The sequence below is a fragment of the Curtobacterium sp. ME26 genome, from assembly GCF_903970945.1.
In the GTDB taxonomy this organism is placed as follows: domain Bacteria; phylum Actinomycetota; class Actinomycetes; order Actinomycetales; family Microbacteriaceae; genus Curtobacterium; species Curtobacterium citri.
On the sequence record NZ_CAJCKG010000010.1, the window covers coordinates 16,989 to 38,464 of the forward strand.

The window sequence follows — 21,476 nt, forward strand, 5'->3', positions numbered from 1 at the left end:
CGCCCGGCCCCGCTCCCGCTCCCGCTCCCGCGTCAGAGCTGCCCGAAGGCCGCCTGCACCCCGAGACTCGTGACCGCGACGAGCACCCAGAGCGCGATGCCGAGCAGCATCGGCCGGAACCCGGCACGGCGCAGCGCCGCGAAGTCCGTCGAGACCCCGACCGCGGCGAGCGCCACCGTGATGAGGAAGGTGGCCGCGGTGGAGAACGCCGGGGCCACCGACGCCGGCAGGACCCCGACGGTCCGGAGCAGCACCACGACGAGGAAGCCGACCAGGAACCACGGCACCAACCGGAACACGCGGACGCCCCCGGCGCGACCCGAGCCGTCGACGGAGGCGGGCTGCGAGCGGGCGGTGCGGCGGGCCTCCAGACCGGCGAGCCCGACGACGATCGGGATGATCATGAGGGTCCGGACCAGCTTGACGACGACCGCGGTGTCGGTCGCCTGGCGCCCGTAGATCGTGGCCGTGGCGACGACGGAGGAGGTGTCGTTCACGGCGGTTCCGGCGAAGACGCCGAAGGCGTGCTGCGACAGCCCGAGGGCGTGGCCGACCAGGGGGAAGACGAAGACGGCGGCGATGTTGCAGAGGAAGATCGTCGACAGGGCGTAGGCGACCTCGGCGCTCGCGGCACCGACCACGGGCGTGACCGCCGCGATCGCCGAGGCGCCGCAGATCCCGGTCCCGACGCCGATGAGCGTGCGGAGCGTGCTCGAGACCCGGAGCAGCCGTCCGATCCCCCACGCGGCGACCAGGCACACCACGAGGGTGGTCAGCATCACGGGGAGGGTCTCGCCGCCGATGCGCAGGACCTCGCCGATCGAGAGCTGCGCCCCGAGCAGGACGACCGCGGCCTGCAGGACCCGGCTCGACGCGAACTTCACACCCGGCTGGATCCCACCGAGGTCCGCCGCACCGCCGTCCTCCTGCCGCCGACGCCGCACGAGCCACCCGACCACCGCCCCGAGCAGGACGGCCGGCACCGGTCCGCCCACGACGGGGACGGCGCGGCCGACCAGGGTCGCGGCGAGGCCGATCACGACGGCGAGCGCGACACCGGGCAGGGCGGCGACGACCGCCGGGCGGGACAGGGGCATGACGACCAGCATCCCACTGTGGTGCGTCCAGGGGACACGGGCAGGATGGCGCCGTGCAGGTCGAGTCGTCCCCGTGGGTGCAGCGGCTGCGGGACGGGGTGATCCCGCCGCTCCGGCCGTTCGTGCTCGGAGCCGTCGGTCTGCTCGCCCTCTCGGTCGGCGTGCTGGTGTTCGAGGCGCTGCACGCGGACGCGATCGCGTCCGTCGGACGGGTGTCGGTCGTCGTCATCGTGCCGTTGCTCGGTGCCGTGTTCTGCGTCGTCGTGCCGATCAGCGCGTGGCGCGACACCCGGCAGGACCGCCGAGCCCTCGCACACGCCCACCGGCACGGGCAGCCGGCGTTCCACCTGCCGGTCAGCGCACGCGGCATCAGTGCACCGCAGGACCTGCCCGACCGGCGGATCACCCTGTTCACCGTCGACGGCTCGGGGCTGCTCGGCTGGACCGCCGTCTCGCCCGACCCGGTGATGACCATCCCGTGGTCGAGCATCGAGCGGATCGACCTGGCGACGAAGGACGACCGCGGCCGTCGCGTGGACTACGGGCTCTGGCTCACGACGACCGACGGGGCGGTGGTGCTGCAGCCGCGGTCCGCCCTCGGGCGGCCGTTCGAGGCGGGCCAGCCGAAGCTCGACACGCTCCGACGGGTGCTGCGGTCCCTGCGCCCCTGATCGTCAGGGCGTCGGCGGGACGTCGCCGGTCATCTCGACGCGACCGGCGCCGTCGTCCCACGTGTAGGTCGCCGTCGCGCGACCGGTCGGGTCGGCGTTGCTGTCCGCGGGCATCGCGTAGCGGTACTCGACCCGGAGGGCGTCCGGCGCGGTGCGCGTGACACCCGGCACGAAGGCGTACTGCTCCTTCGTCGCGGTGCCGAGGTAGGTGCCGTCGTGGAAGAGCAGGACCGCGACCGGCGAGCTGGCGGTGGCGTCGACCACCGAGACCGTCACCGCCGAGAGCGCGGCGCACCCGTCGTACGCCGTGGTGTCGGCACGGGACGCGTCCCACCTGGCGCCCTCGAGCCCGGCCGGCACCGGCAGGTCGGCGATCGGTCCCGCAGCCGCAGCGGCACCGTCGGCGGGACCGCACGTCGGGGTGGACGACGGGGTCGACGACGGGGTGGACGACGGGGTGGACGACGACTCCGCTCCGGTCGCGGACGTCGGCGAGGCCGCCACGGTCCGCGTCACGGTGGCGGTCGGGTCGGAGCCGGCACCACCGGTGCACCCGGCGAGGGCGACGGTGCCGGCGACCGCGAGCACGAGGAGGCCGGTGGTGCGGACGGTGCTGGTGGTGCGCATGGGACCAGGATGCTCGCCGCGCTCTCCGGATGTCCGTCCACCGGGCGCACCGTGCCCTGGATGGACACCCGGGCGAGGCGTACCATGCAGCCGGAAGCAAGGGCGGTTCCAGTCATTCCCCGACGCCCTGACACCCGAGGGCCCGGGTCGAGCAGACCAGATCAGAGCACGCCGTGACCGAACACCTCATCGAGTACGTCGCCCGCGACCGCACGGGCATCACCGCCGTCGTCACCACGACCGGCGTCGTCGACGTCGACACCGTCATCGACCACATCCACGCGGGCCACGCCGGCTACTACGTCGCCGCCGACTCGTGGAAGCGCACCCCCGTGCGTAGCATGTCGTTCATCGGCGGCTCGTACCTCTTCGCGAACTGGGACGGGTCGAAGCGGAACATGCTGCACGACCTCGCGTTCCGGATGCCGACGCGCGCCGTGCAGGTCGTCGACCGGCCGGAACGTGGGGGTCGGCTCGGGCGCGCGCTGCGCGCGCTGTTCACCCGGGCGGCCTGACACCGGGCTGGACCACGGAACGGACGGGAGGCCCGGTGCCAGCTGGCACCGGGCCTCCCGTCCGTCAGGTCGTCGCGTCAGACGTCGCGTCGCTTGACCGTCGCGAGCGCGAGCGCGCCCAGCGCGACGACCCAGGCGGCGAGGACGCCGAAGCCGGCCCAGCCGTCCAGGACGACGCCCTCGGTCTGCTGCGTGCCGGACGACTCGTACGTGTACAGCTGACCGCCCGCCTGGTCGGGCAGGAACCGCGAGACGTCGAGCAGCCACTGCTGGTTCACCAGGCTGGCGACGAGCTGCAGCACGATCGGGAGCACGAGGAGCACGCCGAGGGCGATCGCGATGCCGCCGGCGCTCGACCGCACGAGCAGTCCGATGCCGAACGCGAGCAGGGCGATGAGCGTCACGAACACGGACGACCCGAGGATCGGCATGAAGACCGACGGGTCGGCGAGGTCGGCGTGCACGCCCTTGTCCGCCTGGAACAGCGCCACCAGCGCCACGCCGATCCAGGTCGCGACCGCACTGACCACGAAGGTGGCCACGGCCAGGACGACCGCCTTGGCCAGGACCGCACCGGTGCGGCGCGGGTCGGCGGTGAAGGTCGACCGGATCTGACCGGTGCCGTACTCGCCCGTGATGATGAGCACCCCGAGCACGGCCGCCACCAGGACGGTGAACCCGACGGACGAGGTGCTGAGCATGACGATCTGGCGGTTCGCGACCTCCTGGGTCACCTCGGCACCCTCGGGCAGACCGATGACCGGTGCGTTGAGGCCGATGATCGCCGCGAGCCCGATCGTCAGCGCGACGATGATTGCGTAGCACCAGAACGTGGAACGGATGCTGCGGAACTTGATCCACTCGCTGCGGACCAGTCGGCCGGCGCCGAGCCCGACCCGGCCGGGCATCGCGGTGGTCGTCGCGGCGCTCATCGGGTGACCTCCGCCTGGTACTCGACCTCGTCCTTCGTGAGGGCCATGTACGCCTCCTCGAGGCTCGCACCCATCGGGGTGAGTTCGTGGAGCACCGCGCCGGTCTGCGCCGCGACGGTGCCGATCTGCTGGGCATCGGGGCCGACGACCACGAAGGCGCCGTCCTCGCGCGGGGTGATCGAGGTCGCCGCCGACCCGACCGCGGTGAAGAGCTGGTCCGGGTGCGGCGTGCGCACCAGCGTCCGCGCTGCCCCACCCTGGCCGCTGCCGGCGACGAACTCGGCGATCGGGGCGTCGGCGAGGACCTTGCCCCGACCGAGCACCACGACGCGGTCGGCCGTCTGGGCCATCTCGCTCATCAGGTGGCTGGAAAGGAACACCGTGCGCCCCTCCGACGCCAGGTGCCGCGCGAGCTGGCGGACCCACACGACGCCGTCCGGGTCGAGGCCGTTGACCGGCTCGTCGAGGATCAGGGTCTTCGGGTCGCCGAGCAGTGCCGCCGCGATGCCGAGCCGCTGCCCCATGCCGAGGGAGAAGCCCCCGACGCGCTTCTTCGCGACCGACTCGAGCCCGGTGAGCTCGATGACCGTGTGCACCCGGGACTTCGGGATGCCGTGCGTGGCCGCCAGCGAGAGCAGGTGGTTGAAGGCACTGCGTCCGGAGTGGACGGCCTTCGCCTCGAGCAGGGCACCGACCTGGCGGAGCGGGTCGCGGAACGAGCGGTAGTCCTGCCCGTTCACCCGCACGCTCCCCGCGGAGGGGGTGTCGAGGCCCATGATCATCCGCATGGTCGTGGACTTGCCGGCACCGTTCGGCCCGAGGAAGCCGGTCACGATGCCGGGACGGACGACGAAGGAGACGTCGTCGACGGCGGTCTTGGCGCCGTAGCGCTTGGACAGATGCTCGATCTCGATCACGACGGCAACGCTATTGCCGTGTCCGGTCCGGCCGCGTCCCCCCACGGGAGGAGACCGCGCCTCATCCCCGAGGAGGACGCCGGATTGCGTGTCGAGAGGGACGAAGTCGGATCGGATCTGACCAATCCGGCTGGACAACTGCTACGAAAGACCTGAGAGACGACGCCACCACCATCGCGCGGTGGCCCGGGAACGTCGTCAGGCGACACATTCGGAAGGACTGGCATCATGACCAGCAACGCAGCAACACGCACCACCGGTTACGGCTCGACGCTGACGCAGAAGGGCGCGCTCCTGTTCGGGGTGGTCTTCCTGATCGTCGGCATCGCGGGCTTCATCCCGGGCCTGACGATGGACATGGGCACCATGTCCTTCGCCGGCAACGGGTCGATGGCGATGCTCCTCGGCCTGTTCCAGGTCTCGGCGCTCCACAACATCGTGCACCTGCTCTTCGGCATCGTCGGCCTGCTCGCCGCACGCACCGCCGGTGGGTCCCGCTCCTACCTCCTCATCGGCGGCATCATCTACGCCGTGCTGTTCGTCTTCGGCCTGTTCGTCGCGAACATGGCCGGCGCGGCGAACTTCGTGCCGCTGAACAGCGCCGACAACGTGCTGCACGCCTTCCTCGCCGTCGCGATGATCGTGCTCGGCCTGGTCCTCCCCCGCGCCGGACGTACCGCGCGCTGACCCGTCGACGTTCCGTCCGGTGCTGGACGGTCCGTCACGAGAGCGGTGGCCACCACGGGATCAGGGGTCACCGGACGCCCCCGTCGCAGCAGCGGCGGGGGCGTCGTCGTGTCCCGGGGTGCGAACGTCCTCCACACGATGTCCGCCCGTTGCCGTCGTCCACAGCGATGTACGGAGTACGTGCGGCCGCTGCGGCGGCTCCCTAGCCTGCTGCAGGACCGAGGGGGGCTGATGGCACAGGTGATGGCACAGGGATGGAACGTCGACATCGCGGGAGCGAAGGCGATCGTCGAGCGTGCGGTGGACGCCGCTTCGTCGATGCGGACGGCGGCGATCGACGTCGACACGGCGCTGCACGCCGTCGTCGATTCGTTGGCGGGGACCGCGTCGGCTCGGGCTGCGCGGGCGTTCCGCTCCGCGCGACGCGACGACGCGCCCGCCGCGGTCCGAGCGGTCGTGGCGGGGGTGGAGGCCGCGACCGGGGCAGCGGACGCCTTCGCGGTGGCGGACGTCGAGATGGCCGCTGCGACCACCACCGCAGCGGGGGCCACCACCGGAGCCCTGACCCGGTGACCCCGGCCCTGATCGACGAGTCGGCGTTGCCGCACGTCCGTCCGACCCCGGGTGCCGTGTCCGACGGAGCCGTCGCACTCCGGAGGGCGACGGAAGCCGTGCGGTCGGCTGCCCGCGACGCCGCCGCCGCGTGGGCCGGCATCGGGTCGGTCCTCCGCGCCCCGGGTGCGACGGACGCACTCCCGCGGGCGATGGACGACGCGGGAGCGACGGCGGACGGACTGGCCTCCGCAGGTGGCGCGGTCGCTGCGGCGCTCGAGGCGTTCGCGGACGAGGTCTCCACGGTGCGGCGTCGCCGGCGCGCCCTGCTCGCGGACGTCGAGGAACTCCGCGCTCGCGTCGCCGCTTCCGACTCGGACGACGTGGTCCCGGACGAGTACCGCGCCGACAATGACGACCTCCTCGGCCGAGCACGTCGCCTGCACACGCGGTGGGACCAGGCGCAGGAGGACCTCTCGCAGGCCGTCCGCACACAGGTCGGCGGCGGATCGCTCCTCCTGCCCGGACCGGACGGCGGAACGTTCGCCCCGCCGTTGCTCATGGTCGACCTGGCCGGCGTCGCACAGGGGTTCGACGACGCGCTCCGGCTCCCGATGCTCGCGGCGCTCGCCGCCGACGGGCCGGGTGCTCTGGAGCACTGGGCGGCCGAACACCCGGACGACGCACGGCGCCTGCTCGACGAGCCGCCGGCGGCCGGGTCCGTGCGGCGCTGGTGGTCCGCCCTCGACGGCGACGAGCGGACGGCCCTGGTCACCGGGCTGTCGGCCGTGATCGGCAACCTGAACGGCGTGCGCTACGCCGACCGTGGTCGGGCCAACCGACACACGCTCGAGGTCGAGTTGCCGAAGGCGCAGGCGGCACGGGAGGTCTTCCTCGCGCGGTTCCGCGCCGGGGAGCCGCTGCTCGCCTCGGAGGTCGACGAGTACGAGCGCGTCCTCGAACGCGCGCGGGCACTCGAAGCACTCGACAGGACGCTCGCGGAGGCGTCCCCGGCGAATCCGAGGAGCATCGTCGCGCTCACGCTGGGTCAGCCTCCCCTCGCGGCGGTCGCGGTCGGCGACCTGGACACCGCCTCGCACGTCACGGTCAACGTGCCGGGCATGGGGAACACCGTCGCCGACAGCATGGAGGCGTGGGCGGGCGGCGCCGAGAACCTCCTGGTCGAGCAGCGCAAGGTCGCCGCACGAGCGAGCGCCGATCGCAACCTCGCCACGGTCGCCTGGATCGGCTACGACACACCGGCCATGCCGCCGAGCATCGAGGTTCTCGGATCGACCAAGGCGGAAGCCGGAGCGCGGCGGCTCACGGCGTTCACGGAAGGGGTCGCCGGTGGTCGCGGCTGGTCGCACGGCGAACACCTCTCGGTCGTGGCACATTCGTACGGCACGACGACCGCGACCCTCGCCGCATCGAGGGCCCCGGTGTCCGACCTCGTCCTGCTGGCCTCGGCGGGTGTCGATCCGCGCGTCCCCGACGTCCACGCCCTCGACGTACCGGCGGGCCACGTGTGGGCGTCCCAGGCGAAGGACGACCTCGTCGCCAACGTCGGCCGGGGCGCGGTCGAGCTGCCACGCCCGGGCTTCGGCGGCGACCAACCGATCGACACGGGGAACCCCTTCACGGCGAACCGGTCGTTGGTCGCGACCCTGCCCAGTACCCACCGGTTGAACCCGGGCGACCCCGACTGGGGAGGACGGACCTTTTCATCGAACGACAGCGTGGTCGACGGTGTCCCGTTCGCCGGTTCGGACGGACACGGCGCGACACCCGCTGTGGAGGCTGCACTGCAAGGATCGGAACCGGAAGCGTCGGGCTACCTCGACGCCGGCACGACGTCGCTGCGGAACACCGCAGCCACCAGCCTCGGCTACACGCCCGACGGAGAGAGGATCCCGTGAGGCCTCGCCACCACCGCCTCCGCGTTACCGTCGCCGTCCTGGCGCTCGGTCTCGCCCTCAGCAGCTGCTCGACCCGATCGCCTCAGGAGGCAGAGATGTCACACGGTCCATCCCATCCCGCGGAACGGGTTTGGGACGCGACGAACGAGCGGGTGGAGACGACACAGGCGCTCCTCGAGGGCCAGTGGCTCGCGTACGACACCGCCGCTCGCGGGTGTGGCTCGACCGGCGCGCAGTGGCTGGTGAGTCGCATCGGCCCGGGTTCCGACCCAGGTTCACGGACGCGTCTGCTCGCGGCCGTCGAGGAACGGTGGTCCGGCTTCGGCTGGTCTGCGGTCCGCTCCGCCATCGGCGGCGATGCGCCAAGCGACCGGCTGCGCTACCCGAGCGTGGGGAGCACGAAGGACGGGTTCTTCGTCGAGCTCACCACGAACGCCCACGCGACCACGATCACCGTGCAGACGCCCTGCGCCACTGGTGACGTGGCTGCGCTCAACGCCGAGGCGTACGCGGAGCGCCACACGACGACGCCGCCGGACGTCCCTGGAGCGACGGACGGAGCGACGCCGTGACGGTCCGGCGAGCCCGGACCCTGCGCGCAGCCCTGGCGACCGCCGGCATCGTCGCACTGGCAGCGTGCTCGTCCTCACCCGCGCAGGAGGGGACGGCCGCGTCCGACACTGATGAGGACGCCGCAAAGGAGGTCTGGCGGACGATGAACGCCGAGGTCGAATCGTCGCAGGACGTCGTCGGGTCGGGGTGGCTCGCGTCGGACACGGCTGCGCGTGCATGCGGGACTCGTGGGGTGCAGTGGGTGATCAATCGCTACGGCCCGGCGACGACCGGGGCGGAGCGGACCAGGGTGCTCGACGACCTGGAACGTCGCTGGACAGCGCTCGGATGGCAGCCCGTGCGTGCCGCCATCACCGGTGACGCGCCGGGCCAGCGCCTGCGCTACCCGGCAACGCGGTCGCTCGACGACGGGTTCTTCGTCGAGTTCGGGACCACCGAGCACGGGTCGACGCTGCAACTGCAGACGCCGTGCACGCCGGGCGACATCACCGCGCTCAACACCGAGAAGTACGCGGAGCGCCACACGAACACGCCTCCGGACGTCCCCGGAGCGACCCCGTCCTCGACTCCCTCGGACGGCGCCGGCTCCTGATCGGACTCCCGGCAGCGACGCGCGGGACCGGCCACACGACGGACGGGAGGCCCGGTGCCAGCCGACACCGAGCCTCCCGTCCGTCACCCGGTCACCTACACCGCGGCGGACGCACCCTCCAGGGTCGCGGCGAGCGGGTCGAAGTCCTCGGGCAGCGACGCGATCGGCGCGACCGTCGACTCGACGGGCACGAACGCACGGCGCTCGACCGACTCCTCGACGGCGACCATCGTGTCGAGCACGTGGTAGCCGACCTCGCCCGTGGCGATGTGCGAGCCGCCCCCGCGGATGGCCCGCGCCATGTCGAGGATGCCGAGCCCGCGGCCGACCGTGGGCTCCTCGTCGGACAGCGTCTCCCATTCCTGCTCGATCGGGAACGACACGTCCGCACCCAGCGGTCGAGCGATCCGGATCGGGTGCCCGCCGCCGAAGGTGTTCGGGTCCGGGAGCACGATGGTGCCCTCGGTGCCGTTCACCTCGAAGACGCCGTGCCGGAACAGCGGGGTGTCGAACGACAGCAGCGACTGGGCGTTACCGCCCTGCTCGAAGGACGTCAGGACGGAGAGGTGCGTGGGCACCTCGACCGGGAACTCCTGACCGGCGTTGGGGCCGACCACGAGCTGGCGGGTGTCGCAGGACCTCGTGCCCGTCGCGACCACCGACTCGACGGGGCCGAGCAGGTGCACGAGCGCTGTGAAGTAGTACGGGCCCATGTCGAACAGCGGCCCGGCACCCTTGGCGTAGAGGAAGGACGCGTTCGGGTGGAACACGTCGGGCCCCTGCCACTGGAAGCTCGTGACGGCGGTCAGGGGCGTGCCGATCGCGCCTGCCTCGATCGCGCGCTTGGCGGTCTGCCAGCCGGTGCCGAGCACCGTGTCGGGCGCGATGCCGAGCTTGAGGCCGAGTTCGTCGGCGAGCGCCACCAGGCCGGCCGCGCTGGCACGGTCGACACCGATCGGCTTCTCGCTCCACACGTGCTTGCCGGCACGGAGTGCGGCCGTCGAGACCTCGACGTGGGTGGCGGGCAACGTCAGGTTGACGACGATCTCGACGTCGGGGTCGGCGAGGACCTCGTCACCGGTGCCGGAGGCCGCGACGCCCCACTTCGCGGCCGATGCTGCGGCACGCTCCGTGTCGATGTCGCCGATCCGGACGACCTCGACGTCGGGGAACGTGGTGAGGTTGGTCAGGTACTGCTCGCTGATCATGCCGGCGCCGATGAAGCCGACGCCGACGCGGCCGGTGCGGGTCATGCGGACACCTCGGTCGCGGCCGTCTCGTCGGATCCGGCGAGGGTGGCGCGCAGCCACCGGTAGGACTGCTCGACACCGTCGAAGACGTCGCCGTCGAAGCCGTCGAACTCGATGACGGCGTACTCGAGGGCCGGGGCCGCGGCGAGCGCGTCGGCCAGGCGGACGTCACCCTGGCCGGCCGGGGTCTGGTCGGTCGGCACCTGTGCGGTGGAGATCCCGTCGCGCATCGGCCCGTCCTTGACGTGCACGGCGACGATGCGGTCCCCGAGCTCCTGGACGAACGCGACCACGTCGATGCCGGCGGCGGTCGCCCAGTACAGGTCGAGCTCGAGCACGACGCGGGGGTCGAGCAGCTCGACGAGCACCTGCAGCGCGGGCTTGCCGTCGATGTGCGGGCGGAGCTCGTGGTCGTGGTTGTGGTAGCCGACGCGCATGCCGTGGGCGGCGGCTTCCTCCGCAGCGGCGTTCAGGCGAGCGGCGACACGTTCGACGCCCTCGCGGGTGGTCCAGGCGGCGGGTCCGACGAACGGGTCGATGACGATCTCGATGCCGAGTACCTGCGCCGCGGCGAAGGTGTCGGCGTGCGACGGCGCGGTCATCGAGGTGCCGTCCGGCAGCGGGACGGACTCCTCGACCAGGAAGGCGTGACCGGTCTTCGCGCTGATGCCGTGCGCGTCGAAGGCCTGCTTCAGCTGCGGGGCCCGGTCGACGAAGGCGAACGCCTCGACGGTGTCGAAGCCGATCGCGGCGAGCCGGGCGACGCCGGCGTCGAGGTCGGGCTCCAGCGCGGCGTTGACCGTGTAGAGCTGCAGGGAGACGGTGGGGCGCACGGGGGTCACCGGACCTTCTTGATCGGGAGGATGACGAGCGCACCGAGGAGCACGGCGACGCCGGCACCCCAGAGCATGAGGGTGTAGTTCTGGCCGCCGCCGATGCCGAGCAGGAACAGGCCGACCGCCGGGGCGAGCGACTGCGGCAGGGCGTTGGCGATGTTGATGACGCCGAGGTCCTTGCCGGGACGCTCCGGGTCGGGCAGCACGTCGACGACGAGCGCGGTGTCGATGGCGGCGTAGATGCCGTAGGCGAACCCGAGGACGATCTCGGCGAAGTAGAACCCGCCGACGGTGTCGATGTGGGCGAGGATCACGAGGCCGACCGCGGTGAGGGCCGTCGAGCCCCAGACGAACACCTTGCGGCGGCGCACGCGGTCCGAGACCCAGCCGGAGACTGCGGCGCTGATGAGCAGGGCGACCGTGTACAGGAGCACACCGAACGCGACGGTCGCCGTGGCCTCCTGCAGGCTCTCGATGCCCAGGTGCTCCTGCATGTAGAGGAGTCGGTACGTCGTGAACATGAACGTGCCGAAGGTGATGAGGAAGCGGCCCCACCAGGCGAGCCCGAAGTCGGGGTTCTTGATCGGGTTCGTCCAGAACGAGGCGATCAGGGTGAACCAGCTGAAGGGCTTCGTGGTCGACGGCAGGTCGTCGCGGGCGACGAACGCGTAGACCAGGATCACGACGATCGCCAGGACGCCCGGGGCGATGAAGAGGACCGGCAGGTTCCCGACCAGGTACACGGCCAGGTAGAGGCCGGCGAGGATGGCGGTGTTCTGCGCGAGGGCGATGACGCTCGACGCCTTGCCGCGCTGGAACTCGGGCACGTTGTCGGCGAAGCTCGCCGTCAGCGTCGCGAGGACCGCGTTCGCGGCGACCTGGGCGAGGACCCACGCGAGCGTGAGCTGCAGCACGTCCGGCGAGAACGCCAGCCAGGCGAGGGCGACGACGAAGACGACGACACCGGCCACCATCCAGGGCCGGCGGCGGCCCCAGCGGGTGCGGGTGCGGTCGGAGAGCGCCCCGGCGAGGGGGTTCGCGAGCAGTGCGCCGAGGGCACCGAACGGCAGGACCGAACCGACGATCGTCTCGGGGCTGTCCGGGTTGAGCTGCGTCGCCTTGATCGACATGCTCACGAAGACCGGGGTGAGCAGTGCGGCGAACAGGCCGAACTGGGCGAGGCTGAGCGCCCACAGGTAGCCGGCACCGACGCGCATGGTGCTGACCGACTGGGTGAGGCCCTCGACCGAGAACGCACGCGACGCGGCGGCGGGGTCGGAGCTCGTCGCTCCCGCGGCGGCGGTGACCGGCGGGTTCGCGGTACCGGCGAGACCGGACTGCGGTTCTTCCTTCGACGTCGGTGTCGACATGACTCCTCCTCGAGTCATCGGGGGCGGGGGCCCTCTGAATACCTAGCGGTGCTAGGTGAAGAGGACGGTAGCACGCAAAACCTTCCTTCGGAAGCTTTTCGTCGTCCGGAGTCGCGACCGGCTCGCGAAACGCAACCTCGGCGGCTCCTCGCAGCGCGATCGCGCTGCGAGCGACCGCCGACGTTGCGTGTTGCGGGAGCGGGCGACGAGCAGCCTCGGAACACCGGCGGGCACCACGCGGTTGGCTCGACGGGTGGCCGACAGCCGGCCACCGCAGACGAAAGGTGCACCCGTGACCCAGACGGTCTTCCTCGAGGTCCAGTTCCGCGACGACGTCGACCAGGACGCCATCGACGCGGCGGTCCGCGAGACCCTCGCCCAGACGGCAGGCTTCCCCGGCAACGAGTCGCTCGAGGTGCTGGTCGACGACGCCGACACGAACCGCGCCGTGGTGCTGGAGCGCTGGGCGACGGCCGCGGACCACGACGCCTACGTCGCGTGGCGTGCGACGCCCGAGGGTGCTGCGAACGCTCTCGGTGCAGTGCTCGCCGGACCGCCCGTCACCCGGACGTTCGGGCGCACGCTCGACCTCGGCTGACCGGCGACCTCCCGAGGCGAGGTGCGGCGAGGTGCGGCGAGCCCGGACGGGCGTCACGCGAGGCCGATCCGTCTGCGAGCTCCAGGTGTGTCCTGGCCCGTCGCGGTACCCTGTGGTCTCCCCGCCTCGCGCTCGAACCCCTCGCGGTCGAGCACGCGGACGAGCTGGCGGGCGTGCTCGAACACCGCGACCTGTACCGGTTCACCGGTGGTGGACCGCCGACGCTGCGCGAACTCCGCGCCCGGTACGCGCGACAGGTTCGGGGCCGGTCCGCGGACGGGAGCGCGGGGTGGCTGAACTGGGTCCTCCGACCGACCGGCAACGAGCAGCCGGCGATCGGCTTCGTGCAGGCCACGGTCACCGGGGAGGCCGCCTCGCTCACGGCCGACCTGGCCTGGCTCGTGACCCCGGCGTCCCAGGGGCACGGCTTCGCCGTCGAAGCGGCGACCGCGGTCTCGTCGTGGCTGCGGCCGCTCGGCGTCGGACGGACCAGGGCGTCCATCCGGGCGGACCACACGGCGTCGTCACGGGTGGCGCGCCGGATCGGACTCACGCCCACGACGACAATCGTCGACGGCGAGGTCCTCTGGGAAGCCGAGGTCGCCGGGTCCGCCCGGGATCGCGCAACACCCCGTTGACTGCCCTCCGAACCGGTGGTCGCCGACAGGATCGGACGGGAGGCGCGCGGCGGTCCGCCACGCCCCTCCCGTCCGACACCGCGCGGTCAGACCGCGATCCGCCCGCCGTCGACCGGCAGGACGGCGCCGTGCACGAACGACGCAGCGTCCGTCGCGAGGAAGACGACCGCCTCCGCGACCTCGTCCGCGGTGCCGGGGCGACCGGCCGGACCGGCTGCCGCGAGCTGGTCGAGCGCCTCGCCCATCGCCGCAGTCCCCTCCGTCCGGGTCGGCCCGGGGCTGACCGCGTTGACCCGCACGCCGGACGGACCGAACTCCGCCGCCCACGACTTGGTCAGCAGCACCAGGGCCGCCTTGGTCGAGCCGTACAGTCCCATACCTGAGGCGCCGAACTCGGCGACCATCGTCGTGATGTTCACGACGGCCCCCTCACCCCGCTCGGCCATGCCCGGGGCGAGCTCGGCGACGAGGAAGTACGGAGCCTTCACGTTCAGGCCGTAGACGGCGTCGAAGCCCTCCTCGGAGGTGTCGGCCGTGGCGCCGAACGGGAAGATGCCCGCGCTGTTCACGAGGACGTCGACGCGACCGTCGCCGATGCGGAGCGCCTCAGTCGCGAGTGCACGGGCGCTGTCGGCGTCGCGCAGGTCGGCACGGACGAAGTCCGCGGTCCCGCCGGCAGCGCGGATGGCCGCCACGACCGTGTCACCCCGTTCCTCGTGCCTGCCGGACACGATCACGTGCATCCCCTGCGCGCCGAGTCGCTCGGCTGTCGCGCGGCCGATCCCGCTGGTCGATCCGGTGACGAGTGCGGTCTTCTTCATGCCGTTGCTCCTTGACTGAACAGATCTGTTTGGTTTACCTACTGGAAACTGTACAGATCGGTGCAGTAAAGTCAAACCATGACCGAGACCGCCCCGAAGCGCCGCCGACCTGCCTACGAGCGGGCGGTCGCCACCGCCGACCGGCTGTTCTACGAACAGGGCATCCGCGCGGTCGGTGTCGACCAGGTCGCAGCCGAGGCGTCCATCTCGAAGGCGAGTCTCTACACGCACTTCCGGACGAAGGACGACCTCGTCCTGCGGTACCTGCGGGATCGCAGCACCGCGTGGCAGGACCACGTTGCGCAGGAACTCCCGAGCCGCGGGCAGGACCCCCGCGAGCGCATCGCGGCCGTGTTCGACATGCTCGGCGAGTGGTTCGACGAACCCGGCTACCGCGGGTGCCCCTTCATCAACGTGGAAGCGGAGTACGGGGCAGACCACCCGAGCCACGCCGTCACGCTCGAGCACCGCGACTGGGTCCGGAGCCTGTTCAGCGGCCTCCTGACCGAGGCACACGCACCGGACCCGGACGCCACCGCGCTGCAGCTCTGCCTGCTCTACGACGGCGCCATGGCGAGCGCGCAGGCCGATCCGTCGCGGCCGTGGGCGGCAGCAGCCCGCGCCGCCGCGCAGTCGATCGTCGCTCCGCTGGGACACTGACGGCACGCGGGTGCCCGCGCGGACGGATCGCCCCTGGTGGAGAGTGGGTCCACACCGACGAAGGGGTCGACCGTGCTGGTCCAGGTCTGCGGGCTCCCGGGAGCCGGGAAGTCCACGCTCTCCGCGGCGATCGCCGCGGTGCTCCCCGCGTTGTCGCTGCGGGTCGATGCGATCGAGGCGGCGATGTGGAGGTACGACATCCCGCCTGAGCAGTCCGGGATCGCCGCGTACTCGGTGATGCACGCGGTCGCGATCCCGAACCTCCGACGGGGACGGACGGTGCTCGCCGATGCCGTGAGCGGCGTCGAGGCCGCCCGCGCCGGCTGGGTCGCGACCGCCCGCGAGGCCGGCGTGCCGCTCCGCGTCATCGAGGTCGTCTGCCCGGACCTCGACGAGCACCGCCGACGGGTGGAGCAGCGGGCGAACGACCTTCCCGGCTTCACGCTCCCGACGTGGGAACAGGTGCAGCGCACGGCCGACCGGTACGAGCCCCGCACGGACGACCGACTCGTCGTGGACAGCACCCGCCCGCAGGAGGAGACGGTCCGCCGAGCGCTGCGCTTCCTCGGGGTCGACGACCGCTAAGGCCCCGGCCGCCGGTCCGCCGACGAGCGACGGACTCCCGCTACTGCGCGACCCCGTTCGCGTACGTGGTCACGGTCTGCGGCTGTCCCGACACCGCCCCGGTCGCGGCGGTCCCCTCGCCGTTGATCACGTGGTCGATCGTCCCCGCGTTCGTGTTGAGGGCGACCGTCGTCAGGTCGTGCATGACGACACCCGGTCGGTCCGGCACCTCGAACGACTGCGTCGCGTGGAGGCTCGGGTCGACGTTCGTGTAGATGTAGCTGCCGAGGCCCCACGCTTCGTGGGTCCTGACCGAGTCCGCCACCTTGTACGCGGCCCAGCCGTCGACCTTCCCGTGGCGCCACGCAGCCTGGTCGGGTGCGTCGTACGGTAGCTCGTTCTGGAAGAACACGGTCCGTCCGCGCTCGCCGTTCCACACAACGTTGTACTTCTGGTAGTGCTCGACGAACAGCCCGGTTGCGGTGACGTCGTCGCCGTTCACGACGACTCCCGTGTCGGCGGTGTTCACGGTCCATCCGACGGATCCGGGGACCCCGTGGTCGGCGCGCCAGGCCCAGACGTCGTCGAGGATCGTGTGGTCCGAGTTCACCTCGAGGCTCGTCGTCGCCTTGCCGACGTGCGGGCCGCCGATACGGAAGAAGACGTCCTGCAGCGCGGTCGGGTCGGCGGCACTGGCGACGTGCGGACCGCCCTTGTCGTGGCCGCTTCCGATGCGCAGCAAGGTCGGCGAGTCCACGGTCCCGGCGTCGAAGGTGAGGCCGGCGATGTCGACCCCACGCACGTCGGCGACCGTCATCGGTACGGCGCCGTTCTGCGCCGTGAGGGTCGCCAGGCCGAGTCCGAGCACCACGGTGTCGGCCCGCTTGATCGCGATGCTCTGCGCGACGTCGTACACACCGGGGGTCATCAGCAGGTTCTTCCCCTGCGCGAGTGCGGAGTTGATCCGCGCGATCGGGTCACCCGGGTGTGCCACGAAGAAGCTGCTCATCGGCAGCGAGGTACCGGCCGTGTGCCCGTCCGCCCAACTCGTGCCGACCGACTTCGTCCGCGCACTCGGGACGAAGACCCGGTAGGCACCCGCGGCATCGACGTACAGGTACGGCTTCTCGCGGGAGACCGGGGTCGCGGTGAGCGTCGTGTACGGCGGCACCGGGAACGACTGCGCCGGGGCGTTCAGGTCGCCGGAGAACACCTGGTTCCAGACGCCGTTCGACCAGCCGGCACCCAGGTCCGTGTTGCGGACGTAGAACTGCTGCTGGGACCCGTTGAGCGCCCCGCCCTCGAGCCGGGAGTCGGCGACGAAGCCCCCGCTGGCGTAGTTCGGGCTCTCGCAGTACGGCATGAACGTCGTGTAGTCCTTCACGTCCACCCGCCGCATCGGCGCGGCCTGGGACACCGCCCACATCTCGTTGCCGGTGTGGCAGGCGTCCGCGGTCGGCACGACCTTGATCGTGAGGTTCGACACCGACCGCCAGAAGGTGTCGAGCGAGCCGCTGCCGTTGCGACCCGTCGCGGTGACGCCGCCGTTGATCGTGACACCGGATGGGTCCTGCCCGAGGCCGTCGACCTCGGTGTTGTACCCGACGCGGACGTCGAGCGGGTCGGACGCCGAACCGTAGACGCCGGGCCGGAACAGCAGCGCGTACCGGCCGGTGCCCATCTCGTCGTCGACCTGCCGGTCGTAGACGGCGTCGACCTTCGCCTGGATGTCGGCCTGGGGCATGTCGGGCGAGAAGACGAGGACGTTCGGACCGAGGTCGGTGGGCGGCGGCGTGAGCGGTGCCGCGACGGCGAGCTGCGCCGGGCCGACGACGCCGAGTGCCGCGGCGCCGACGACCGCGACGATGCCGAGCGCGCGACCCGCCGTGCGGGTCCTCCCGGCTGACGAGTTGATGGATGAGGACACGCTGACCTGCTTCCTTGCAGACACGTGGCCGCTCGCGCGGAGGGAGGACGTCGCTGTCCTCGGGGCGCTCGTCGACGGCCGCCGGTGGTGGGTGGCAGCAGCGTAGCGCGGCGGCGGCCCGGTACGACCGGTCCGGTACGGATCGCGCAGTCAGGACCCGGTACCCGGCGGACGGGAGGCGCGTGGCGGCCCCGCCCCGCGCCTCCCGTCCGCCGTCCGCTCACCCGGCGGGCGCGACCAGTTCCTGCTGCCCCGGTGCACGACCGACGGCGAACGCCGTCGACGCACCACGCACGTCCGCCCGGTACTCCCCCCGGAACCCCCGCACCGACACCCGGCCCCGCTCGTCCGTGCGCAGCACGGTCGGCGCCGTCCACCACTCGTCCTTCATCAACCGCCGCAGTGCCTCGTAGGACGGCTTCGGCGACCCGTCCGCGCGCACCAGGCCGATCGGCGCACCGAGCCACGCGCCCGCGTCGGTGATCCCCCAGTACGTGACCGACTCGACCGCCGGGTGCCCGACCAGGCTCCGGTAGTGCCGCTCGACCTCGTCGGCCTGCCGGGCCTCACCCTCGGGCGTCGACGGCCACGAGGGGACCTGGTGGTCGTTGAGGTCCACGATGTGCGCGGGCATGAGGTCACCCGACACGAGCGACGTCTCGGTCAGGTGCAGCGGCAACCCGTAGCGGGCGAACCGGTCGACCATCGCGAGCATCGTCTCCTCGCCCCAGTACCCCTGGTGCATGTGGGTCTGCAGCCCGATGGCGTCGATCTGCACGCCGGCCTCGAGCACGCCCTCGATCAGGCACTCGTACGCGCTCGACAGGTCGAAGTCGTTGAGCAGCAGGGTCGCGTGCGGGTTGGTCGCGCGCGCCTCCTCGAAGGCCATCCGGATCGTCGGGATGCGCCCCTTCGCCCGGGCGAGCGGAGTGATCGCGTTGTCGCCGTTGTCGAACACCGGCATGATGACGACCTCGTTGATGGCGTCCCAGGTGTCGACGAGCCCCGCGAACTCGCCGACCTCGCGGCGGATGCGCTCGCGCTGCAGCCGCTCGACCTCGTCGAGGGGCAGACCGAGCAGCCAGTCCGGCTGCACGGTGTGCCAGACGAGCGGGTGCCCCTTGAGCGCGACACCGCGGTCGCGGAACCACTCGGCGGTGCGCCGGAGCCGGGCGGTGTCGGGTCGGCCGCGCTCGGGCTCGAAGCGACCCCAGTAGAACGGCAGCGTCGCGGTGGTGAAGACGTCGGTGTACAGGTCGGCGAGGTGCTCGGCGGCGGCGGCCGCGCTCCCGGTCAGTTCACCGTTCGCCAGCTCGAGGAAGTCGAAGCCGATGTTGCCGAAACCGAAGGCGTGGCGGGTCTGCTCGACGGTGACCTCGGTGTCCGCCAGCGGCGTCCCGTGGTGGTCGACGACGGTCAGGACCGTCTCGCCCGTGCGGTGTGCGACGGCCTGCTGCGGGGACCCGCCCGTGCTCGTGGTCGCTCCGGTCATGGTGCTCCTTACGACGTCATCGTCTGTCCAGGATTTGTTGTGCGGCCGAACATAGCGGGTGCTCGGCCGGTTGCCCAGCCCCGAGTGCAGATCGTCCGGCGACCGCGACCCGCACCAGCACCCGGTACCGCACCTGAACGAACCCGCGGTACCGGGCCTCCCCGTGCACGGCTCCTCCATCGACTCCGGCGGGACGCTCGCCGCATGACGACGAACGACCCCGCCCGCTGGTGGCGGCAGACCCGCGGGGAGCGTGCCACGCTCGCCGCGATCGTGGTGCTCGGCGCGGTGCTCTCGAGCTGGAACCTCGGGCGCGGCGGCGACCTGTCCTTCTACGCGGCCGCTGCGCGGTCGATGTCGGAGTCCCTGCCCGCGTTGATGTCCGGCTCGTTCGACCCGGGCGCGACCGTCACGCTCGACAAGCTCGCGGGCTTCGCGGTCCCCCAGGCGATCAGCATCCACCTGTTCGGCATGTCCACGGCCTCGCTCGCGCTGCCGCAGGTCGTCGAGGGGGCCGTCACCACCCTCGCGGTCTCGGTCGTCGTGCTCCGGTGGCTCGGCGCCCGTGCCGGCCTGGTCGCGGCCGCCCTGGCCGCCGGGACCCCGATCTTCGTGTCGATGTTCGGGCACCCGATGGAGGACGGTCTGCTCACGGCGGCCCTGGCCGTCGCCCTGGTCTGGTGGCAGCGGGCCGCGCTCACCCGGACGTGGTGGCCGCTGCTCACGGCGGGACTGGCCGTCGGCGTCGGCTTCCAGGCGAAGATGCTGCAGGCGTGGATGGTGCTGCCCGCGCTGGTGCTCGGCACGGTCCTCGCCACCACCGGTCCCGGGCCGCGCCGGCGCCGCGCCGTCGGGTACGTCGCGGTGCTCGTCGGCGCGACGGTCGTCGCGAGCCTCGGCTGGTCGGTGGTCGTCGCGCTGCTGCCGACGGCGGACCACCCGTACGTCGACGGGTCGACCGACGACAGCGTCTTCGCGATGGTGTTCGGCTACAACGGCGTCGACCGGTTCCTGCCCGGCGCGTGGCCCGGTGCGGTCGGCGCGCTCGGGCACGCCTCGGCCCACGCCGCGGATGCGTGGCGTGCCGTCGCCGGGCACCGGCCCGGTCACTCCCTGCTGCAGCTCGTCACACCGCCCTACGCCTCGCAGGTCGGCTGGTCGTGGCCCGCAGCGCTCACCGGCATCGTCGTGGGTGCGGTCCGCTGGTGGCCGGGGCGCACCGTCCGGGAGGCCCGGGTCCCCACCGCCACGTTCCTCACCCTGGTCGTGTGGCTGGGCACCGGGTTCGTGGTGCTGTCCGCCCTCACCCTCCCGCACACCGCGTACGTCGCCGGCATCGGCGTCCAGCTCGCAGCCCTCGCGGCGCTCGGGTGGTGGAGCGCCGCGAGGCTCGTCGACGCACCCGACCGCCGGCTGCGGCTGGTGCCCGTCGCGTTGCTCGTCGTCCAGGGCGCGTGGTGGGCGTGGCTCGCGCGCGCGTCCTCGGAGCCGACGCTCCTCGCCGTCCTCGCCGTCGGTGCCACGGTGGCCGCCCTCGTCGCGCTCCTCGTGCGGTGGCGCCGGGCGGCGGGTGCGCCCTCGACGCGGGTCGTCGGCAGCCGGAGGGCCGCCGCCGGCCTGCTCGTCGCCGCCGTGGTGCTGGGACCCGCGTGCTTCTCGCTGCAGGTGCTCGACGCGTCCCGCGACGGCAGCGGGTCGGACGCCTCGGTCGGTGTCGCGCAAGGGGCGTTCGCCCGTTCCGGTGGGGCCCCGACACGGGCGCTCGCCATCGGCCGCTCGCCGGTCGGCCGCGGACCGGGGCACACGGACACCACCGGCTTCTCGGTCTCCGCGCCGGACCCGTGGGGCGGACAGACGACCCTGCCCGGCGAGGACCGGGAGCTCGTCGCCGCTGCACGGCGTGACGGGGGCGGCCGGGACGGCGCACCGCTCTTCCTCACCGACTCCTGGCGGCTCGCCGCGGACGTCATCGGTGCCACCGGGGACGAGGTCCTGACGGACGGCGGGTTCTCCGGGCAGGTGCCGGTGTTCACCACGGCGCAGGTCGAGTCCCTCGTGCGGTCGGGTCGCACCCGCCTCCTGGTCGTCGCGGCCGGGACGCCTCCGACCGACCCCGTTCGCCAGGCCGCCACGGACCTCGGGTGCCGGGTGGTGCAGCGGTGGGGGTCCGCCCTGGGGCAGTCGCAGCCATGGCAGAGCAGGGGCGGGTCGGCCTCCACGCTGGAGCGCTGCTCCTGA

At 72.4% G+C, this 21,476-nt stretch carries 22 protein-coding genes; 12 read left to right on the forward strand and 10 right to left on the reverse strand.

The features are described 5' to 3' along the window. Nucleotides 1–32: 32 nt before the first annotated feature. Entirely contained in the window at nt 33–1,097 is a 1,065-nt protein-coding gene (locus H7A69_RS05995) for a YeiH family protein (protein WP_220456197.1), read from the reverse strand. 53 nt (nt 1,098–1,150) lie between these two features. Here H7A69_RS05995 and H7A69_RS06000 point away from each other — a divergent pair, with 53 nt between their 5' ends. Further along, the gene (locus H7A69_RS06000; RefSeq protein ID WP_182046218.1) at nt 1,151–1,768 is read left to right on the forward strand and encodes a hypothetical protein; all 618 of its coding nucleotides are present in this window, start codon (nt 1,151–1,153) and stop codon (nt 1,766–1,768) included. A gap of 3 nt (nt 1,769–1,771) precedes the next feature. Here H7A69_RS06000 and H7A69_RS06005 read toward each other — a convergent pair whose 3' ends face one another. Further along, on the reverse strand, nt 1,772–2,395 hold the full coding sequence (locus tag H7A69_RS06005; RefSeq protein WP_182046219.1) for an LppP/LprE family lipoprotein: 624 nt from the start codon (nt 2,393–2,395) through the stop codon (nt 1,772–1,774). A gap of 173 nt (nt 2,396–2,568) precedes the next feature. Between H7A69_RS06005 and H7A69_RS06010 the strand changes: the two genes are divergently transcribed. Further along, a complete protein-coding gene (locus H7A69_RS06010) occupies nt 2,569–2,910 on the forward strand; it encodes a hypothetical protein (protein WP_182046220.1) in 342 nt (113 codons plus the stop codon). 77 nt (nt 2,911–2,987) lie between these two features. Here H7A69_RS06010 and H7A69_RS06015 read toward each other — a convergent pair whose 3' ends face one another. Beyond that, nucleotides 2,988–3,842, reverse strand: coding sequence for an ABC transporter permease subunit (locus H7A69_RS06015; RefSeq protein WP_182046221.1), 855 nt, complete (start codon nt 3,840–3,842; stop codon nt 2,988–2,990). Next, nucleotides 3,839–4,759: an ABC transporter ATP-binding protein gene (locus H7A69_RS06020; protein ID WP_182046222.1), complete on the reverse strand. Its 921-nt coding sequence runs from the start codon at nt 4,757–4,759 to the stop codon at nt 3,839–3,841. Before H7A69_RS06020 ends, H7A69_RS06015 begins: the two co-directional genes overlap by 4 nt. A 228-nt stretch (nt 4,760–4,987) precedes the next feature. Here H7A69_RS06020 and H7A69_RS06025 point away from each other — a divergent pair, with 228 nt between their 5' ends. The 5 genes from H7A69_RS06025 to H7A69_RS06045 all read left to right on the forward strand — a co-directional run bounded on the left by H7A69_RS06025 (nt 4,988) and on the right by H7A69_RS06045 (nt 9,082). Continuing rightward, nucleotides 4,988–5,446 (forward strand): DUF4383 domain-containing protein, encoded by a 459-nt coding sequence (locus tag H7A69_RS06025; RefSeq protein WP_182046223.1) that lies wholly within the window; start codon nt 4,988–4,990, stop codon nt 5,444–5,446. Between the two features lie 231 nt (nt 5,447–5,677). Further along, nucleotides 5,678–6,019: a hypothetical protein gene (locus tag H7A69_RS06030; protein WP_182046224.1), complete on the forward strand. Its 342-nt coding sequence runs from the start codon at nt 5,678–5,680 to the stop codon at nt 6,017–6,019. Next, nucleotides 6,016–7,917, forward strand: coding sequence for an alpha/beta hydrolase (locus H7A69_RS06035; RefSeq protein ID WP_182046225.1), 1,902 nt, complete (start codon nt 6,016–6,018; stop codon nt 7,915–7,917). Before H7A69_RS06030 ends, H7A69_RS06035 begins: the two co-directional genes overlap by 4 nt. Before the next feature lie 152 nt (nt 7,918–8,069). After that, nucleotides 8,070–8,489: a hypothetical protein gene (locus H7A69_RS06040; protein ID WP_182046226.1), complete on the forward strand. Its 420-nt coding sequence runs from the start codon at nt 8,070–8,072 to the stop codon at nt 8,487–8,489. Continuing rightward, nucleotides 8,486–9,082 (forward strand): hypothetical protein, encoded by a 597-nt coding sequence (locus H7A69_RS06045; protein ID WP_182046227.1) that lies wholly within the window; start codon nt 8,486–8,488, stop codon nt 9,080–9,082. The genes H7A69_RS06040 and H7A69_RS06045 overlap by 4 nt, the downstream gene beginning before the upstream one ends. Before the next feature lie 95 nt (nt 9,083–9,177). Here the strand turns inward: H7A69_RS06045 and H7A69_RS06050 are convergent, their stop codons facing one another. Genes H7A69_RS06050 through H7A69_RS06060 form a run of 3 tightly spaced genes read right to left on the reverse strand, consistent with a single transcriptional unit; the run spans nt 9,178 to nt 12,538 of the window. After that, entirely contained in the window at nt 9,178–10,335 is a 1,158-nt protein-coding gene (locus tag H7A69_RS06050) for a Gfo/Idh/MocA family protein (RefSeq protein ID WP_182046228.1), read from the reverse strand. Then, entirely contained in the window at nt 10,332–11,174 is an 843-nt protein-coding gene (locus H7A69_RS06055; protein ID WP_182046229.1) for a sugar phosphate isomerase/epimerase family protein, read from the reverse strand. The genes H7A69_RS06050 and H7A69_RS06055 overlap by 4 nt, the downstream gene beginning before the upstream one ends. Beyond that, a complete protein-coding gene (locus H7A69_RS06060) occupies nt 11,171–12,538 on the reverse strand; it encodes an MFS transporter (RefSeq protein ID WP_182046230.1) in 1,368 nt (455 codons plus the stop codon). The genes H7A69_RS06055 and H7A69_RS06060 overlap by 4 nt, the downstream gene beginning before the upstream one ends. Nucleotides 12,539–12,830: 292 nt before the next feature. On the opposite strand from H7A69_RS06060, the gene H7A69_RS06065 reads away from it, so the two are divergent. Continuing rightward, nucleotides 12,831–13,136: a putative quinol monooxygenase gene (locus H7A69_RS06065; protein ID WP_182046231.1), complete on the forward strand. Its 306-nt coding sequence runs from the start codon at nt 12,831–12,833 to the stop codon at nt 13,134–13,136. 110 nt (nt 13,137–13,246) lie between these two features. After that, entirely contained in the window at nt 13,247–13,774 is a 528-nt protein-coding gene (locus H7A69_RS06070; RefSeq protein WP_259346112.1) for a GNAT family N-acetyltransferase, read from the forward strand. An 86-nt stretch (nt 13,775–13,860) separates the two neighbouring features. On the opposite strand, the gene H7A69_RS06075 is transcribed toward H7A69_RS06070, so the two are convergent. Continuing rightward, the gene (locus tag H7A69_RS06075) at nt 13,861–14,595 is read right to left on the reverse strand and encodes an SDR family NAD(P)-dependent oxidoreductase (protein ID WP_182046232.1); all 735 of its coding nucleotides are present in this window, start codon (nt 14,593–14,595) and stop codon (nt 13,861–13,863) included. A 78-nt stretch (nt 14,596–14,673) separates the two neighbouring features. Here H7A69_RS06075 and H7A69_RS06080 point away from each other — a divergent pair, with 78 nt between their 5' ends. Beyond that, nucleotides 14,674–15,255 (forward strand): TetR/AcrR family transcriptional regulator, encoded by a 582-nt coding sequence (locus H7A69_RS06080; RefSeq protein WP_182046233.1) that lies wholly within the window; start codon nt 14,674–14,676, stop codon nt 15,253–15,255. 72 nt (nt 15,256–15,327) lie between these two features. Continuing rightward, nucleotides 15,328–15,840, forward strand: coding sequence for an AAA family ATPase (locus H7A69_RS06085; protein WP_182046234.1), 513 nt, complete (start codon nt 15,328–15,330; stop codon nt 15,838–15,840). A 40-nt stretch (nt 15,841–15,880) separates the two neighbouring features. On the opposite strand, the gene H7A69_RS06090 is transcribed toward H7A69_RS06085, so the two are convergent. Next, nucleotides 15,881–17,746: a glycoside hydrolase family 55 protein gene (locus H7A69_RS06090; RefSeq protein ID WP_220456198.1), complete on the reverse strand. Its 1,866-nt coding sequence runs from the start codon at nt 17,744–17,746 to the stop codon at nt 15,881–15,883. A gap of 220 nt (nt 17,747–17,966) precedes the next feature. After that, entirely contained in the window at nt 17,967–19,238 is a 1,272-nt protein-coding gene (locus tag H7A69_RS06095; protein WP_182046235.1) for an endo-1,4-beta-xylanase, read from the reverse strand. Nucleotides 19,239–19,442: 204 nt separating this feature from the next. Between H7A69_RS06095 and H7A69_RS06100 the strand changes: the two genes are divergently transcribed. After that, the gene (locus H7A69_RS06100; protein WP_182046236.1) at nt 19,443–21,476 is read left to right on the forward strand and encodes a glycosyltransferase family 39 protein; all 2,034 of its coding nucleotides are present in this window, start codon (nt 19,443–19,445) and stop codon (nt 21,474–21,476) included.